The sequence below is a fragment of the Acinetobacter sp. AG3 genome (genome assembly GCF_022343575.1).
In the GTDB taxonomy this organism is placed as follows: Bacteria; Pseudomonadota; Gammaproteobacteria; order Pseudomonadales; family Moraxellaceae; genus Acinetobacter; species Acinetobacter guillouiae.
The window spans coordinates 3,597,748-3,613,283 of the sequence record NZ_JAKQZD010000001.1 but is presented as its reverse complement, the minus strand read 5'-3'; the positions used below and the strand labels follow the sequence as shown (position 1 = coordinate 3,613,283).

Sequence of the window (15,536 nt, the reverse complement as noted above, 5' to 3'; positions counted from 1 at the left end):
TCTACCCCTTATGCATTTGAAGTAGCTTTTTGTTCACTAGATTTATTTTGTTGAACAGGTTGTGCTGCTGTACCTGGTTTAGCACCTGCTTGTGGTGCAGCCGCTTGAGGCTGATACGGTTTAGCAACCACAGCTTGTTCTGGTTTTACTTTGGCAATACCATCAACAATCACTTTATCGCCAGTATTTAGGCCTTGAGTGACAATCCAATCTTTACCTTGAACACCTACAGTTGTTACAGGACGGCTTTCGACTACACCTTTAGCATTTACAATCATCGCGATTGCTTGGCCAGTTGGGGTACGTGTAATTGCTGCTTGTGGAACTAAGTAAGCATTTGGAATTACGCCTTGTACGATCTGCGCATTGGCAAACATACCTGGCAATAATAAATGATTAGGATTTGAGAAGACTGCACGTAAAGTCACAGAACCAGTGCTTGGATCTACACTAGCATCAGAAAATGCAAGGTTTCCTTCCACACTGTAGAAGCTACCATCTTCAAGTTTTAAACGAACTTTGGTGTTATTGCTACGATCAATACTACCTTGACTTAACTGTTGACGTAGACGTAATAACTCAGCACTTGATTGGCTGATGTCTACATAAATTGGGTCAAGTTGCTGAATTGTAACCAAAGCATTGGCTTGGTTTGCAGTCACCAAAGCACCGGCAGTAACTGAAGAACGACCAGATTGACCTGAAATAGGTGAACGAACAGTCGAATAACCTAGGTCAATTTGTGCATTTTTAACAGAAGCATTTGACGCTGCAATATCTGCTTCAGCAAGTTTGATTTGTGCAAGCAAATCATCAAATTCTTGCTTAGAAACAGCATTGATGCCGACAAGTTGACGATAACGATTTGCTTTAACCTGCAAGGCATTTAAGTTTGCTTGCTGACGTACTAAAGCTGCTTTTGCACTGTCTAAGTTTGCACGATTGATGCTCGAGTCAATCTCATAAAGAGGTTGTCCTTCACGAACAAAACTACCTTCCGTAAACAAACGTTTTAAAATCACACCATTTGTTTGTGGGCGAACATCAGAGATTTGATACGCTGAAGTACGACCCGAAAGTTCAACAGTTTGTTCTACGCTTTGTGGCTGAGCAACAATGACACCAACTTCAGTCGGCGGCATTTTTTGGGCAGCACCACCAGCTTGTTGTGCTGATTTAGGATCTTTGCTGCAGCCTACAAGTGCAATACTTGTTGCGAGAGCACAAGCAGTAAGGGCAGGAGCCCAAAGCTTTGCCGACATCATTATTCCACCTCGTTTAGATTCTTATCTAAAAATAATTTGTTCTGTCTTAACGTTTCTCGTGACAGTATGAGCCATAAAATTGCAGCCCATATGACACCTATACTCCATCCAGTGAGTACATCAGTTGGGAAATGTGCCCCTAGATAAATTCTAGAGCCCCCCATGCTTAGAAACCATAAAAAGCCCCCCAAGCTAATCCATTTAACTTGGCGATGCTTTTGAAATATAAACATAATCGAACAGCATACAATCGCTGCATAAATGCTGTGAGCACTAGGAAATGAAGCACCATAGGTTTGCACCATTTGGTAGATTTCATCGGGTCTAGGACGATTGACCAGATATTTGAGTATCCAACCAATTGCCGCAGCACCGAGCAGTCCAATACTGATCATCAGCACATTTGCATATTGTTTTAGGCGTATGAAATATAAATTACATAGCCCTGCAATCACGATCATTGACGGTAAGCCGCCCAGATAGGATAGGGTGAGTGCTAGACCATTTAAGACATCTAAACGGTGTGAACTCATCCATACAACGCTTGAAAAATCAAACTGTTGTACCTGGTTAATGTTTAAACCAACACTCCCAATAAGTAAACCTATACAGCCAATAAGGAGCAATACGTAAGGCATAAGTTAACCTAGAGTATATAATTGCGTACGTTAAGTTTATTTAATCAACCGAAGTGTACTAGCCAGTACACTTTTTTTCAAGTGAGTAAATTTAGGTAATTTATACTAATTTCTTTTTGTGAAATATTTAACAATTTGCACAAAAAATAACAAAAATCCTAGTGATTTAGTTTGCTTTGTGAGTTTGCCTCATCTTCAAGTTGTAAGGGTTGTTTTGGCGGCCAAAAGAAATCTAAAGGACGGGTAGAAAAATGGGTAAATATAAGTTTTGCCAATGGTTTCCATTGTGAAAAACGAACTTGTCTTGCTCTGAGTGCCACAATAATGGTAAGCGTGAAGCTGACAAATAAGTTGGTCAAACCAATACACAACACGCCAAGGAAAGACACAATGATGAGGCCAATATCAGGTGAACCATTGATGGTCATTAAGCCTTGAATAAAGTTGGCAGCAGCAAACGCAATATGGCGAATATCTAAAGGTAAACCTAAAATAAAACCAATGGTTCCCATACTTCCAAGCATGATCCCAAAGATAAAATTACCCGCTAAAGCACCTAAGTTTCGCTCGATATAGTCTGCCAACTTGTCCAGTCGGGCTTGTCCCATCATTTTTTTCAATTTTACGTGAGCTTTTAAGCGAGGGCCGACTTTTCGATAGACTGACATATTGTCAAAATATCCAGCGATTAATCCCGATAAAAATAAACAAACACCGGCAATTGCTGCATGAGGAATTGCCAATGAGGTAAATGGATTTAGACTGGCGAGTAAGGTTGTGGCTTTAGCATGCGTCAAAAGTGGTTCATGCATTGACAGCTGCCATAGATAGGTAATTAATGCGGCAGTAGGAATCGCAATCGAAATATTTCCCAGAATTGCAATAAACTGAGTCCGGATAATATTAATAATCAGTCCGGCAAGTTCAGCAATCTGTGCCGTTTTTGAACCTTTTTGGTGCTGAACTGTTGATGCAAGTGCGGCCGCCGTCATCGCAGGCTGTTTGGTTGCTACAGTAAAGTGCAAAACATGGATCAGGATAAAACCCAACGAGTAATTCATACTGTAGAGAAAGGCATGCAAAAATGGCGCAAGGACTAAGCGTGCAGTCAGTATTTTCAGGGTTGCCATGGTTGCAATAATCGCACCTGCACCTGCAGCTGCTTTATACATACCAAAGAAACCTTTCTTATCGGTACTTACATAATGTTCGCCTGTCTTACTGGCATTTTCAGTGACTTGTAGTGCGATTAACTCACTGTTGGTTTTAAGCAAATCACGCACACTGGTTTCACTATAGTGTGCATTGACTAAGTCAGTGAGCAATTCACCGCAGAGCTGATAACGAATCTGATCATCTTCGACCAGAAGATTGAGTAAGAGTTCGATTCGATCAATACATTGTTCTAGTAGCGAGAGTAAATAAGTCAGGCTTAAACTCACCCCAATCCGCTTGATTGCTCGACGAATTTTCTGTACCACATCACGACATTGTTCAATCATGACCAACGCTTGGTCTGCATCGGGAGGAATACCCACAGCAAACTCATCTTCATCGCGATGTTGCTTTTTATACGCTTCTATAAACTCAACAATTTCACGGTTTTGAACTAAAAAAGGCGATTCATATTCTTGAAGTTCGGGGTAGGCATTGATAAATTCAGGATATAAGCCAATACCACTGATTCGATAGGAAAGCACAGTAATGGCTTTGACAATATCGCGTTTAATTCCCAATTTATCGTTTTTATAACGATGACCTTGATTGAGTAATCGGAACAATTGTTCCCATTTCTTTTCACTGATATTTTCCAGCCAATATTTATCACTACGTTGGTGAAACACTTTGCCAACCAAATCTTTGAGATCTGATTCGTCTGTCAATAAAGGTAGAAAATGTGCGCCAATACGTTGTCCAAGCTGATTCCAAAAGCCGTCTAAAGATAAAATCCCACTATCTGCATACAATCCTGCTTGTTTATAGTGATTGACCAGCTTGAGTAAATAACCTTGAAATGCAGAAGATGCATTGGGTGTAGTGAGCAGTGCTTGAATTAAAGCATCAAATTTATTTTGACTTTCTTCTAAATTGTGGCTGTCACTGGGTCTGATACGATTGATTAACTCAATTAATATATCAGGATTGGGAACAACTTTTATGCCGTCGAGTTGTTCCTGCATAAGGAGGAAAAGATCATTAAATTGTATATGCATAAGCCTTGTTAAATTTTATTGAATTCGATGTAAGGCAAGTTGCGCTAAATTATACAATGCCTGGCGATACTCAGATTCAGGCAATTGGTTCAAAGCTTGAATCGCAGCTTGAGTTTCTTCTGTGGCACGGCGACTACAATAATCTAAAGCACCTGAGGTCTGCACAATTTCAATTACACGATCCAAATCGCTTGTTCCACCAGTTGCGATACTTTTACGGATAATCTCGTGCTCTTCACCCTGGGTATTTGCTAAGGCAGAGATTAAAGGTAAAGTGGGCTTACCTTCCATTAAATCATCACCAATATTTTTACCTAATGTTTCAGCATCAGAGGTATAGTCTAAAATATCATCAATAATTTGAAAGGCATTGCCAAAATGACCTGCAAATAAACGTAATGGTTCACGATACTCAGGTTTCCCTGCAATGATTGCAGCACCTTCAGTTGCAAGCTCAAATAAACGAGAAGTTTTACCGTGAATAATATCTAAATAAGTTTGTTCAGTCGTTTCGGGTTGATGCTGTGCTTGAAGCTGTAACACTTCACCTTCGGCAATTTCACAAGTGCCCGTCGAAAAGTCTTTGAGCAAGATCATATTGTCGAGATCAACCAGAAGATCAAAAGCCCGAGAAATCAGAAAATCACCCACCAACACAGCAGTTTGGTTGTTCCAAGTTGCGTTCGCAGTTGGACGACCACGACGTAAACCAGATTCATCTACAACATCATCATGTACCAAGGTTGCGGTATGTAGCATTTCAATGATTGCTGCCAGTTTGCGATAAGGGTCCATCTGTAGATCTGTTGCACCACATGCTTTTGCTGCAAGTAGGCACATGATTGGACGCATGCGTTTACCGCCAGCTTCAACAACATGTTTACTGACGGCCATCACTAAAGCAACTTTTGAGGTAATCCCTTCATTAATAAACTTGTCCATTGCAGCAAAGTCGGTTGCAACTGGAGCGAGAATATCTTGCTTAAAGTCGATGGTCATCGGGTGGGAGCCTCATGCAAATGCGTTATAAGTTGCTAGTGTAACAATTAACATGTCTGAATGTTGCTTTTGAAAGCAGACATCGTGCCTGAATCTTAATGATTTGTTCTTTCTTTGTCCAAAGATGAATAAAGCATTGAACATTCAATCGATCATTCTTTTGAGCTACATAGTAGCGGATTTGTTTTAAAAATCTATTTCAATTTTAGCTGTATCTTAAAAAAAAATTCATATTATCAAAGGGGAAATCTTAAAAAAACCATTATATGTAGATTATTTTCTATACAATGATAATATTTGCTGGAAATGACTTGTTGTTTAATTCATTATCACTTAAAATCTTTGCCCTTGAATAACCCCCAGTGGCGTTCGTCTTAAGATCGATATATTCCTTTATCGGCACGACGACACGGGTAAGTTGGAGTACATTATGTACGCAGTAATCCAAAGCGGTGGTAAACAGCACCGTGTTGTTGAGGGTGAAACCCTTAAAGTAGAATTGTTGAAAGCTGAAACTGGCGCGACTATTACATTTGATGATGTATTAATGGTTGTGAATGGCGAAAGCATTCAAATCGGTGCTCCAGTTGTAGCTGGCGCAAAAGTAACTGCAGAAGTGGTTGGTCACGGTCGTCATGACAAAATTCGTATTGTTAAAATGCGTCGTCGTAAGCACTACCGTAAACAACAAGGTCACCGTCAATGGTTTACCGAGTTGAAAATTACTACGATCGCAGGTTAATCACTAGGAGTATATAGACATGGCAACTAAAAAAGCCGGTGGTTCGACCAAAAACGGTCGTGATTCGAATCCTAAAATGTTAGGTGTTAAAATGTACGGTGGTCAAGCTGTGACTGCTGGTAACATTATCGTTCGTCAACGTGGTACAGAATTCCACGCGGGTACAAATGTTGGTATGGGTCGTGACCATACTTTATTTGCTACTGCTGACGGCGTAATCAAATTTGAAGTGAAAGGTCAATTTGGCCGTCGCTATGTATCTGTTGAAGCGTAAGCTTTAAGAGTGCAAAAAAGCCCGCTTTATTGCGGGTTTTTTTATCAGTTTTTTTTAGCATTAAACAAAAAATCATCTTCATCATGATGAATAATTTTCAACATATTGCACCAATAACAATACAAAACTTCTTATTTTCTCAATTATTACTGACTCAATTTGGTTTAAGATAAGCAATCTAATAAATTACATTCTGTGCCAAATATTATTTGAATATTTTAATTGAGGTGCAGACATAGAAAAGGTGAACATATGAATATGCTTCGTAAAACGATGGGTGCAGTGGCTATAAGTGCAGCGCTGTTTGCACCTGTAATGAGCACAACAGTTTTTGCAGCAACTGCTGCTTCGGAGCAACAAGCAACCGCAAATCTGGTTAAACAACTCAGTGGTGTAAAAAGCTTTACTGCAAATTTTGAGCAAACCACAAAAGCGACTCAAACAGGTAAAGTTGCACAGAAAAAGGGTTTAACCGCTCAGCATATGAATCAAACCTTTAAAGGTACAATGAAGGTTGAGCGTCCTGGTAAATTCTATTGGGAAACCACGACACCCGCAAAACAGACTATTGTGACCGCAGGTCGTACAGTGTGGATTTATGATCCTGACTTACAGCAGGCTGTACGCCAAAGTTTAGATGAACAGGTGGCCAATACACCAGCATTATTACTCAGTGGTAATACTGAGCAAATTCAAAAGGCTTATCGTATTACTCAGCCTAATGCAGGTAAAACTTACTATACCTTGTATCCAAAACAAAAAGATGGTGCTTTCCAAAGCTTGACGATTAGTTTTGGGGCGAAAAATGCACCGACTTTAATGATCTTGCAAGATTCTTTAGGTCAAACAACCACTGTGCGTTTTAACAATGTACAGGTCAATGCCGCTATTCCTGCATCTACCTTTAATTTTGTGCCGCCTAAAGGCACAGACATTATTGATCAATAAACGATTTTGATTGAATAGAAGAGCAACCGTAAGGTTGCTTTTTTTATGCCGATTAAACAGAACAGAGCAATAGACTTAGCCATGTTGATCAGGCGAAGGATGAATGTCTTTCAAGGAATACGGTAGCTTTCAATACAAGATTATTCTATGCTCAAACAAGGGTTTGAATATAAAAACTGAGATGCTATATGTATCGCAAAACACAATTGAAACTCAAACATTACCCAAAGATGACTGCGCAAAAGTCATTTTTGAATGTTTTGAGACAAAAGTTAATCAGCATGATTGGGCGATTTTTAAGACGGCATCGTCGTGATAAAGAAGTCAATCTTTATCACAAAAAGCTTTACCAGCCAGTTGAAGAAATTATCACAACCACCTTAAAAATATCAGGAATTATCCCACCGCATTTAAATGGTTTATTGTTAAGAATTGGCTCAAATCCGATTGATGTCGCAAAGCCGACATTATTTGAATGGTATCTTGGTCATGGAATGATTCACGCGCTCAAATTACAAGCGGGTAAAGCAATCTGGTTTAAAAGCAGTATGCTGGCCACAGATACGGTGCAGCAATATAAACAACAACCAGCAATAGGCGGCTTTCGCCGTGGTGCACATGATGTTGTAAATACCAACATTTTTAAACATGCAGGAAAACTTTGGGCGGTGATTGAAGCTGGCGCGTTTCCAATCTGCTTAGATGATGAGCTAAATGCAGAACGTTATCAGTTGTTTAATAGTGATGCTGATTTACCGTTTACCGCACATCCTCGTAAAGATATTAAAACAGGGCACTTACATGCGATTAGTTATGATGCTTTAGATCGTAAAAATGCCTATTACCAAGTGATTGATCAGCATGGCGATTTAATTCATGTCACGCAAATTTTATTACAACATGGTCCCATGATTCATGATTGTCTCATTACACAACAAGAAGTTTTGGTTTTTGATTTTCCGCTTACTTTTTCAATGACTCGATTATTGCATGGTGCAAGTGTTCCCTATCAATGGAATAAACAGCATCCAGCACGCATTGGGATATTGCCTAAATATGCAAATGCTGAACAGATTCAGTGGATTGAGCTTGAACCATGTTTTGTTTTTCATGCAGCAAATGCTTTTCGTGATCATGAAAATAGAATTATTTTAGATGTTTTGGTACATCAGGACGATTTTGAACATTCCCAACACGCAGCTTATGAATTGCAACATGCACAGTTAGAACGTTGGCGCATTGATTTAAGCTTACAAACGCTACATAGAACTGTACTCGACTCTCGAATTCAAGAATTTCCGAAAATTGATGCGCGTTTTACTGGGGTTGCATATCGCTATTTATACACTTTGGGTTTTGCTGAAACTGCATTGTTCAATTGTTTATATATTTATGATTTAGAAATGCAAACATCTGTGAGTTATGATTTTGGTACGCAGTGGGCAATTGGTGAAGTCACTTTTGTGGCTGAGCATGAACACAGTGTAGAAGGGCAGGGTTATTTGATGGCCTATTTACATCATGTGGAGGGAGAAGCGGCCAAAGCTGTTATTTTAAAAGTAAATGGACTAGAAATAGCTGAGCAGGCTGAAATTGATTTGGGGGTACATATACCCCTGGGGTTTCATTGTAATTGGGTTGAGAACCATGCAAATGTAGATTTCAATCAAAATAATGATGTTGGCGTTAATTTGAATAAAAGAGTTAGCACATAGGCTTAAACAACAAAATTTCAATAATTAACAATTATGAATATTAATTTAAAGGTTCTGGTTTTATGATAGGGCTATTACTAAATATGCTTTAAAGATATAGAAATGAAAGTAAATTTTAAAAGTGGTCTGATTTTTTTATCTCTTTTATCCAGTATGCTCATGGTTAGCGCATGCCAAGAAAAGCCAGCACCTCAAGCAGAACAAGCTGCAACCACAACTCAACACGCACAAATACCGCTGATTCAAGCCAAAGTTGAACGCGTCAATGTGGTAAAAAAACAGTTTTGTGATGAAGATGGTTGTACGCAATATGATTTGCAAACTGTTAAAAGTAATGTGCCTTGGCTAGATGAGTATTTTCTAAATCGTATTAAAAAAGATGTCCCTGGGGCATTTGAGAAAGATCAAAATCATGCTCAAGCTGAAAGTGAAGCACAATCTTCACCTAAAGGTTTAAATCAAAATTCAATTTATGTTCGTTTTATTTCACAACAAAATAATTTAGCCACTTTTGTGATCCAGACTTATACCTATGCAGCAGGTGCTGCTCATGGGATGTATCACAATGAATATGTGACATTCGATTTAAGCACGCAAAAGCGCCTCGCCCTAACTGATATTTTAAAACCAAACGTCGAAGCAAAAGTTGCTGAACAGCTTTATGATGCCAATGCGAATTGGTTGATTCAAAAAGATATTACGCGTGATAAATTGCAGTTAAGTGATAACTATTATTATGGTGTAAATGGTCTGGTTTTTGTTTATCCATTATATGAACTTACCTCTTATGCAGAAGGTATGCCTGAGTTAAAACTGCCGTATCAAGTGGCAAAAGATTTGATTAAAGCTGAGTATTTACCAAGTCTACCTCAAGTCGAAGCGACTGTAGAAAAACCTGTTACACCTTAATTGTCTTCAAATCATACAATTCATGTATGTCTAATGCTCTGTCACTGTATTTTTTACAGTGAAGAGCTTACACTATAGTCAGTTTTTTTCTTACCCTTTAGATTGACTATGATCGACCCGAAATTAATCAGAAATAATATCGAGGCTGTAAACTTAGCCTTAGCCAAACGTGGTGTACAACTCAACGTTGAAGAATGGGCATCACTAGAAGCTCGCCGTAAAGAAATTCAGTCTAGAACTGAAAACTTACAGGCAGAGCGTAATTCGGGTGCGAAACAAGTTGGTCAAATCAAAAAATCTGGTGGCGATGCTTCAGAAATCATGGCACGTATGGGTGCGATTGGTGATGAGATTAAAGCCGCTGAAGTTGAATTGAATGAACTTCAAGCTGAATTAGAAGCAAAACTACTCTCGATCCCAAACATGCCACATGAGTCTGTACCAGAAGGGAAAGATGAAAGTGATAATGTTGAAGTTTTAAAGTGGGGCACACCACGTCAATTTGATTTCGAAATCAAAGACCATACTGACCTTGGCGAAATGATGGGTGGGTTGGAGTTTGAAACTGCAACCAAGTTAACGGGCACACGTTTCAGCGTATTGAAAGGTCCATTGGCGCGTTTACAACGTGCATTGACCCAGTTCATGCTGGATACCCATACCTTGAAAAATGGTTATACCGAAGCTTATGTCCCTTATCTTGTTAATGCAGACTCATTGCGTGGTACAGGTCAACTGCCTAAATTTGAAGAAGATTTGTTTAAATTACAAGGCGAAAAAGAATACTATTTGATTCCAACCGCTGAAGTTCCAGTGACGAACTTTGTCCGTAATGAAATCATTGATGCTGACCGTTTACCGTTGAAATATACTGCGCATACACCATGTTTCCGTAGTGAGGCAGGTTCTTATGGTCGTGATACGCGTGGTTTGATCCGTCAACACCAATTCGACAAAGTTGAAATGGTTCAAATCGTAAAACCTGAAGACTCAATGGATGCTTTGGAAGCATTGACAGGTCATGCGGAAGGAATCTTACAAGCTTTAGGCTTACCATATCGTAAAATCGTTTTATGTGGTGGCGATATGGGCTTTGGTGCGTGTAAAACTTATGATTTAGAAGTTTGGGTGCCAAGCCAAGATACATATCGTGAGATTTCTTCATGTTCAAATATGGGCGATTTCCAAGCACGTCGTATGATGGCGCGTTATCGTGCAGACCAAAAGAAAACTGAGCTAGTACATACTTTGAATGGTTCAGGTTTGGCTGTCGGTCGTACTTTATTGGCTGTGATGGAAAACTACCAACGTGCCGATGGCTCTATTGAAGTGCCAGAAGTGTTACGCCTGTACATGGCTGGTGCAACATTCATCGACTAAATGTCGAAAACTCGATATTTGGTTCAGTTTTGTGCATAAATATTGCTTAGTACAATCAGATTTGAACTTTTGAGGAACACTGTGGAAATTTTCCCAATTTCATTAAAACTACAAGGGCAACCTTGTCTGATTGTGGGTGGTGGGCATATTGCTTACCGCAAAGCAGTATTACTTGCAAAAGCAGGTGCAGTGATTCATGTGGTTGCACCTGATATAGAGCAAAATCTTTTAGATATTGTCCATTCAACCCATGGGCAATATCATGCAGATAAATTTGATCGTCAAATTAGCCTAAGTAGCTATCGTTTGGTGATTGCTGCAACCAATGATAAAGCTGTCAATCAAGCTGTTTTTGAAGCTTGTGAAGATTTAAATGTGTTGGTCAACAGTGTTGATGATCCTCCACATTGTCGCTTTATGGTGCCGGCGATCATTGATCGTTCACCAATGGTGGTTTCAATTGCCACCAATGGTGCTTCTCCTGTTTTATCTCGCCAAATTCGTACCCAGCTTGAAGCGTCTATTCCACATGGAATGGGTAAACTTGCTGATTTTTCTGGGAAATGGCGTAAAGCAGTTAAAGAACAGATTACTAATCCTGATGAACGTCGAATATTTTGGGAAGATTTATATGCCAGCCCTTTAAAAGAGCAGGTGTTTAATGACAATCTCATAGAGGCGGATCGTCTAATTGAACAAGCTTTAACAAAATGGCAAAAACCAAAAGGTGAAGTTTATTTGGTGGGTGCAGGGCCAGGTGATCCAGAGCTGTTAACCTTAAAAGCACTTAGATTGATGCAGCAAGCGGATGTGGTGATTTATGATCGCTTAGTGTCCCCCGCGATTTTAGAATTGTGTCGTCGTGATGCTGAAAAAATCTATGTGGGTAAAGCACGTTCAAATCATTCTGTGCCACAAGATGGGATTAATGCATTACTGGTCAAATATGCCACTGAAGGCAAACGTGTCTGCCGTCTAAAAGGTGGTGATCCATTTATTTTTGGTCGCGGTGGTGAAGAAATTCAAGAGCTTTTTGCAGCCAATATTACGTTCCAAGTTGTTCCGGGCATTACCGCCGCATCAGGGTGCTCAGCTTATGCTGGGATTCCGCTTACACATCGTGATTATGCACAAAGCGTCCGTTTTTTGACGGGACATTTAAAAGAAGGTTCACCAGAGCTACCTTGGAATGAGCTGGTTTATGAAAATCAGACATTGGTTTTATATATGGGCTTGGTGGGACTAGAAAAAATTTGTGAAAATCTAATATCACATGGTCAACGTCCAAATATGCCCGTGGCTTTGATCTCCAAAGGGACAACCCCGGATCAAAAGGTGGTGGTTGGAACTTTGGCAGATATTGCATCAAAAGTGGAAGAAAACCATATTCAAGCGCCTACTTTGACCATTATTGGTGAAGTGGTGAGTTTACGCGAACAGTTACAGTGGCAATAATATCTGCCTAAATTTTTCTTTAAAAAACAGACATGGTCTTTTTTAAAGGACTTAGGTTGTATTCTGATAAGTAGAGATCTCCCGTGATTCATGTTGTTTTATACGAGCCTGAAATTCCTGCAAATACAGGGAATATCATTCGTTTATGTGCCAATACAGGTGCACAATTACATTTAGTCAAGCCTTTAGGTTTTGAACTGGATGATAAAAAGTTGCGCCGTGCAGGATTGGATTATCATGAATGGGCGCATATGAAAGTTTGGGAAAATTTTGCTGAATGTTTGGCACATTTAAAGGTGCAGGGGATTGATCTTGATGCGATTTATCCTTTAACAACCAAAGGCACTGAAACACCACATACCTCAGATTTAAACCGACCTGTGGCTTTATTGATGGGGCCAGAAACACGTGGTTTACCGGAAGATGTTCGTATGATGTTCCCTCAGGCGCATTGGATTCGTTTACCTATGGCACCGAATTCACGTAGTCTGAATTTATCGAATGCCACCGCAGTAATTCTATATGAAGCATGGCGTCAGCAAGGATTTAAAGAATTAAAATAAAAATCATAACCCATCGCATAGATGGGTTTTTACTCTTATTAATTTAGAATTTCCTTTTTGGAAGGAGCAATGTGGTTATGGTTGTATAAGCGATCTCATCCGATTGGGATTTGCCTTTAAAATCAGTAATCCGAATATTTATCTTAATTTTTTGCCCTTTCTTTGCTGTATATCGAGTGTTTAAGAAGAAGCTATTCTCTATAACTGTTTCTAAATAGTGTTGACAACCCGTATCTGCTCGACCAGAAACCTGTGCTTTTTTTACAAGGCCTTTAAAAGAAATAAGGTACGTTTCACTTTTAAATCGGCCATCACCAAATCTGTCAACAAGAAATGTATTTGTAGAGGTATTCTCTAAAAGCTTCACCACCAAATCACAAGAGTTTTCATAAGAAGCAAACGCACGATGGCTGCATAGGGTTAGGATAAAGAGGAATAGTATTTTCATTATTTTTTCCCGTTTAACATGTTTTATTTATAAGATGTTAAGTGTATTGCATCAGGTGAAATTTTTAGCTGAGTGCACGATGACTTATAGCATTGGAATTGATGATTTATGCAAAAGTAATGACTCTTTGCTGCTTAAATTGTATCAAAGTGTCTTTGTACAAGGATCACAGTGTGTATTGGACTGATTTCATAGCAGAGCTGACTAATTATTTATCGGGTCCTAAATAGGTCGCCGTTTCAGATTTCGGTATACCTTTATAATCTGTGATTAAGATATTCAGTTTAATTTTTTGTCCTTTTTTAAATTCAGAGCGATTCGGGAAATCGCTTAAATTTTCTTCTAAGACTTTGCCGATATAGTGTTGACAACCACTATCTGCTCGGCCAGCAGCTTGCGCTTTTTTTACAATACCTTTTATGTTGAGCGTTGTTTCCTCAACTTCACCTAAGCCATCTTTATTGATATATAGCGTACGTGTAGACGCGTTTTCTAAAAGTTTAACCTCTAAATCACAAGAATTTTCATAGGACGCAAAAGCACTATGGCTGAGGATTGCTAGGATAAAGAGCAGTGGAATTTTCATTATTTTTTCCCCTTTGCTGTGTTTTATTCAAATGATGCTGAGCTGATATCATGCTTACAACATAGCGAGCTGAGTATAAGTCATATTTAAAGTGTTGAGGTTTAGGCTTCCTGCAACAGTGCTGGCTCATTTTTTGCTTGAATGGCGTCAAATTGTTTTTGAGCACGAATGACATGTTGCACATTGCCTTCAGCCCAGAGCTTAAATGATAAAGCAGTTTGAGCAAACTCAAAGCCTAGAGAGGTTAATGCATATTCAACACGAATCACATTGTTTTCATGAATTGTACGGGTGATAAATCCATCTCTTTCCAGAATTTTTAATTTCTGAGAAAGCACTTTAGGTGAGATGCCTGTTAAGTTTTTTTTCAGTTCATTGAAGTGTTGAGAGTGCTGATGAAGTCGATAAATAATCATCAAAATCCACTTATCTGCAAATTTTTCAAAAAAAGATCGTGCCGGGCAGTTTGGATGAAAAATATTAAAATTGAATGCATTAGTCATCAATCTATACCTCAATTTGGAAAATTATAACCAAGAAATGACCAGTTACCACGTAGTAACTAATTGATACTAGATTTCAAAAGTATATCATAAATTAATCAGGTCAATACAACTTCTGCTGATTGATAGCGTTGATCGACCCTTTTATATTTATGAGCGTGGTTTTAATGAAAATAACAGATGCGGTCGTTTTTATTACGGGTGCAAATCGTGGTCTAGGTTTAGCACTTGCCCAGCAAGCGATACAATGTGGTGCCAAGAAAGTTTATGCAGGAATGCGTAATCTTCAAGGTTTTAATCAACAGGGTATTATTCCGATTGTTGTAGATGTCACAGATCCCGTATCTATTAAGAAAGCTGTTGCAGAATGTGGTGATGTCAATCTATTAATCAACAATGCAGGTATTGCACGCTTAAATGAAAACCCTGTAGACGCAAATATTGCAGCAGTGACACGGACGGTTTTAGACACCAATCTTTATGGTGTGATCAATACGACTCAGCAATTCTCTCCAATTTTAGCAAGCCATGCTGAAAGTTATATCGTTAATATTTTATCGGATGTGTCTTGGGAACCCAGCACGATGTTAGCCAGTTATGCGATTTCTAAAGCAGCAGCATGGTCATTTACCAATTCAACTCGACAATGGTTAGCAAAAGCCAATGTTCATGTGATGGGGGTACATGTTGGTTTTATCGACACAGATTTAACTCAATCACTCGATATTGCCAAAATTTCTCCACATACAGTGGCGCAACACGTATTTGATGGAATTCAACAAAATGCCTTTGAAGTGTTGGTTGGGGAATCTACCCAACAACTCAAACAAGGTCTAACTGCAACCCCTCCAAGTTATATCAAACATTAATATACCTATCATCTCAATCAGAGGACTTA

General features: G+C 39.1%; 16 protein-coding genes. 9 read left to right on the top strand and 7 right to left on the bottom strand.

Translation table 11 applies throughout. The features are described 5' to 3' along the window. Window positions 1-8 precede the first annotated feature (8 nt). The 4 genes from L3V46_RS16920 to sdsA form a co-directional block, all read right to left on the bottom strand. A complete protein-coding gene (locus L3V46_RS16920; RefSeq protein WP_004819551.1) occupies window positions 9-1,265 on the bottom strand; it encodes an efflux RND transporter periplasmic adaptor subunit in 1,257 nt (418 codons plus the stop codon). Continuing rightward, window positions 1,265-1,903 (bottom strand): phosphatase PAP2 family protein, encoded by a 639-nt coding sequence (locus L3V46_RS16915; RefSeq protein ID WP_239046327.1) that lies wholly within the window; start codon window positions 1,901-1,903, stop codon window positions 1,265-1,267. The genes L3V46_RS16920 and L3V46_RS16915 overlap by 1 nt, the downstream gene beginning before the upstream one ends. Window positions 1,904-2,061: 158 nt before the next feature. Beyond that, on the bottom strand, window positions 2,062-4,116 hold the full coding sequence (locus tag L3V46_RS16910) for a site-specific recombinase (RefSeq protein ID WP_239046326.1): 2,055 nt from the start codon (window positions 4,114-4,116) through the stop codon (window positions 2,062-2,064). Between the two features lie 15 nt (window positions 4,117-4,131). Continuing rightward, window positions 4,132-5,115 carry an All-trans-nonaprenyl-diphosphate synthase gene (sdsA, locus tag L3V46_RS16905; RefSeq protein WP_096733407.1) on the bottom strand — a complete coding sequence of 328 codons (984 nt, stop codon included), beginning with the start codon at window positions 5,113-5,115 and terminating at the stop codon, window positions 4,132-4,134. A gap of 430 nt (window positions 5,116-5,545) precedes the next feature. Here sdsA and rplU point away from each other — a divergent pair, with 430 nt between their 5' ends. The 8 genes from rplU to L3V46_RS16865 all read left to right on the top strand — a co-directional run bounded on the left by rplU (window position 5,546) and on the right by L3V46_RS16865 (window position 13,101). Further along, on the top strand, window positions 5,546-5,857 hold the full coding sequence (gene rplU, locus L3V46_RS16900) for a 50S ribosomal protein L21 (RefSeq protein ID WP_004722561.1): 312 nt from the start codon (window positions 5,546-5,548) through the stop codon (window positions 5,855-5,857). A 19-nt stretch (window positions 5,858-5,876) separates the two neighbouring features. Beyond that, a complete protein-coding gene (gene rpmA / locus L3V46_RS16895; protein WP_004722560.1) occupies window positions 5,877-6,131 on the top strand; it encodes a 50S ribosomal protein L27 in 255 nt (84 codons plus the stop codon). Between the two features lie 252 nt (window positions 6,132-6,383). Beyond that, window positions 6,384-7,079 (top strand): outer membrane lipoprotein chaperone LolA, encoded by a 696-nt coding sequence (gene lolA / locus L3V46_RS16890; protein ID WP_004722558.1) that lies wholly within the window; start codon window positions 6,384-6,386, stop codon window positions 7,077-7,079. Window positions 7,080-7,267: 188 nt separating this feature from the next. After that, window positions 7,268-8,794 (top strand): carotenoid oxygenase family protein, encoded by a 1,527-nt coding sequence (locus L3V46_RS16885; RefSeq protein WP_239046325.1) that lies wholly within the window; start codon window positions 7,268-7,270, stop codon window positions 8,792-8,794. A gap of 102 nt (window positions 8,795-8,896) precedes the next feature. Then, the gene (locus tag L3V46_RS16880; RefSeq protein WP_239046324.1) at window positions 8,897-9,703 is read left to right on the top strand and encodes an RsiV family protein; all 807 of its coding nucleotides are present in this window, start codon (window positions 8,897-8,899) and stop codon (window positions 9,701-9,703) included. A 108-nt stretch (window positions 9,704-9,811) separates the two neighbouring features. Next, window positions 9,812-11,083, top strand: coding sequence for a serine--tRNA ligase (gene serS / locus L3V46_RS16875; protein ID WP_239046323.1), 1,272 nt, complete (start codon window positions 9,812-9,814; stop codon window positions 11,081-11,083). Between the two features lie 81 nt (window positions 11,084-11,164). Beyond that, complete coding sequence (gene cysG / locus L3V46_RS16870) at window positions 11,165-12,538, top strand: siroheme synthase CysG (RefSeq protein WP_239046322.1); 1,374 nt, start codon at window positions 11,165-11,167, stop codon at window positions 12,536-12,538. An 83-nt stretch (window positions 12,539-12,621) separates the two neighbouring features. Next, a complete protein-coding gene (locus tag L3V46_RS16865; RefSeq protein WP_239046321.1) occupies window positions 12,622-13,101 on the top strand; it encodes a tRNA (cytidine(34)-2'-O)-methyltransferase in 480 nt (159 codons plus the stop codon). Between the two features lie 43 nt (window positions 13,102-13,144). Here L3V46_RS16865 and L3V46_RS16860 read toward each other — a convergent pair whose 3' ends face one another. The 3 genes from L3V46_RS16860 to L3V46_RS16850 form a co-directional block, all read right to left on the bottom strand. Further along, a complete protein-coding gene (locus L3V46_RS16860) occupies window positions 13,145-13,549 on the bottom strand; it encodes a hypothetical protein (RefSeq protein ID WP_239046320.1) in 405 nt (134 codons plus the stop codon). A 208-nt stretch (window positions 13,550-13,757) separates the two neighbouring features. Continuing rightward, on the bottom strand, window positions 13,758-14,135 hold the full coding sequence (locus L3V46_RS16855; protein WP_239046319.1) for a hypothetical protein: 378 nt from the start codon (window positions 14,133-14,135) through the stop codon (window positions 13,758-13,760). Window positions 14,136-14,236: 101 nt separating this feature from the next. After that, a complete protein-coding gene (locus tag L3V46_RS16850; protein WP_239046318.1) occupies window positions 14,237-14,638 on the bottom strand; it encodes a helix-turn-helix domain-containing protein in 402 nt (133 codons plus the stop codon). 167 nt (window positions 14,639-14,805) lie between these two features. Between L3V46_RS16850 and L3V46_RS16845 the strand changes: the two genes are divergently transcribed. Then, window positions 14,806-15,507 carry an SDR family NAD(P)-dependent oxidoreductase gene (locus L3V46_RS16845; RefSeq protein WP_239046317.1) on the top strand — a complete coding sequence of 234 codons (702 nt, stop codon included), beginning with the start codon at window positions 14,806-14,808 and terminating at the stop codon, window positions 15,505-15,507. Window positions 15,508-15,536 lie beyond the last annotated feature (29 nt).

Bases quoted from the DNA above. Each gene is read 5' to 3' on its own strand.
- rpmA (WP_004722560.1), top strand. From the start codon at position 5,877: ATGGCAACTAAAAAAGCCGGTGGTTCGACCAAAAACGGTCGTGATTCG.
- L3V46_RS16885 (WP_239046325.1), top strand. From the start codon at position 7,268: ATGTATCGCAAAACACAATTGAAACTCAAACATTACCCAAAGATGACT.
- L3V46_RS16920 (WP_004819551.1), bottom strand. From the start codon at position 1,265: ATGATGTCGGCAAAGCTTTGGGCTCCTGCCCTTACTGCTTGTGCTCTC.
- L3V46_RS16850 (WP_239046318.1), bottom strand. From the start codon at position 14,638: ATGACTAATGCATTCAATTTTAATATTTTTCATCCAAACTGCCCGGCA.
- sdsA (WP_096733407.1), bottom strand. From the start codon at position 5,115: ATGACCATCGACTTTAAGCAAGATATTCTCGCTCCAGTTGCAACCGAC.
- L3V46_RS16845 (WP_239046317.1), top strand. From the start codon at position 14,806: ATGAAAATAACAGATGCGGTCGTTTTTATTACGGGTGCAAATCGTGGT.
- lolA (WP_004722558.1), top strand. From the start codon at position 6,384: ATGAATATGCTTCGTAAAACGATGGGTGCAGTGGCTATAAGTGCAGCG.
- serS (WP_239046323.1), top strand. From the start codon at position 9,812: ATGATCGACCCGAAATTAATCAGAAATAATATCGAGGCTGTAAACTTA.
- L3V46_RS16880 (WP_239046324.1), top strand. From the start codon at position 8,897: ATGAAAGTAAATTTTAAAAGTGGTCTGATTTTTTTATCTCTTTTATCC.
- L3V46_RS16910 (WP_239046326.1), bottom strand. From the start codon at position 4,116: ATGCATATACAATTTAATGATCTTTTCCTCCTTATGCAGGAACAACTC.
- L3V46_RS16855 (WP_239046319.1), bottom strand. From the start codon at position 14,135: ATGAAAATTCCACTGCTCTTTATCCTAGCAATCCTCAGCCATAGTGCT.
- L3V46_RS16860 (WP_239046320.1), bottom strand. From the start codon at position 13,549: ATGAAAATACTATTCCTCTTTATCCTAACCCTATGCAGCCATCGTGCG.
- rplU (WP_004722561.1), top strand. From the start codon at position 5,546: ATGTACGCAGTAATCCAAAGCGGTGGTAAACAGCACCGTGTTGTTGAG.
- L3V46_RS16915 (WP_239046327.1), bottom strand. From the start codon at position 1,903: ATGCCTTACGTATTGCTCCTTATTGGCTGTATAGGTTTACTTATTGGG.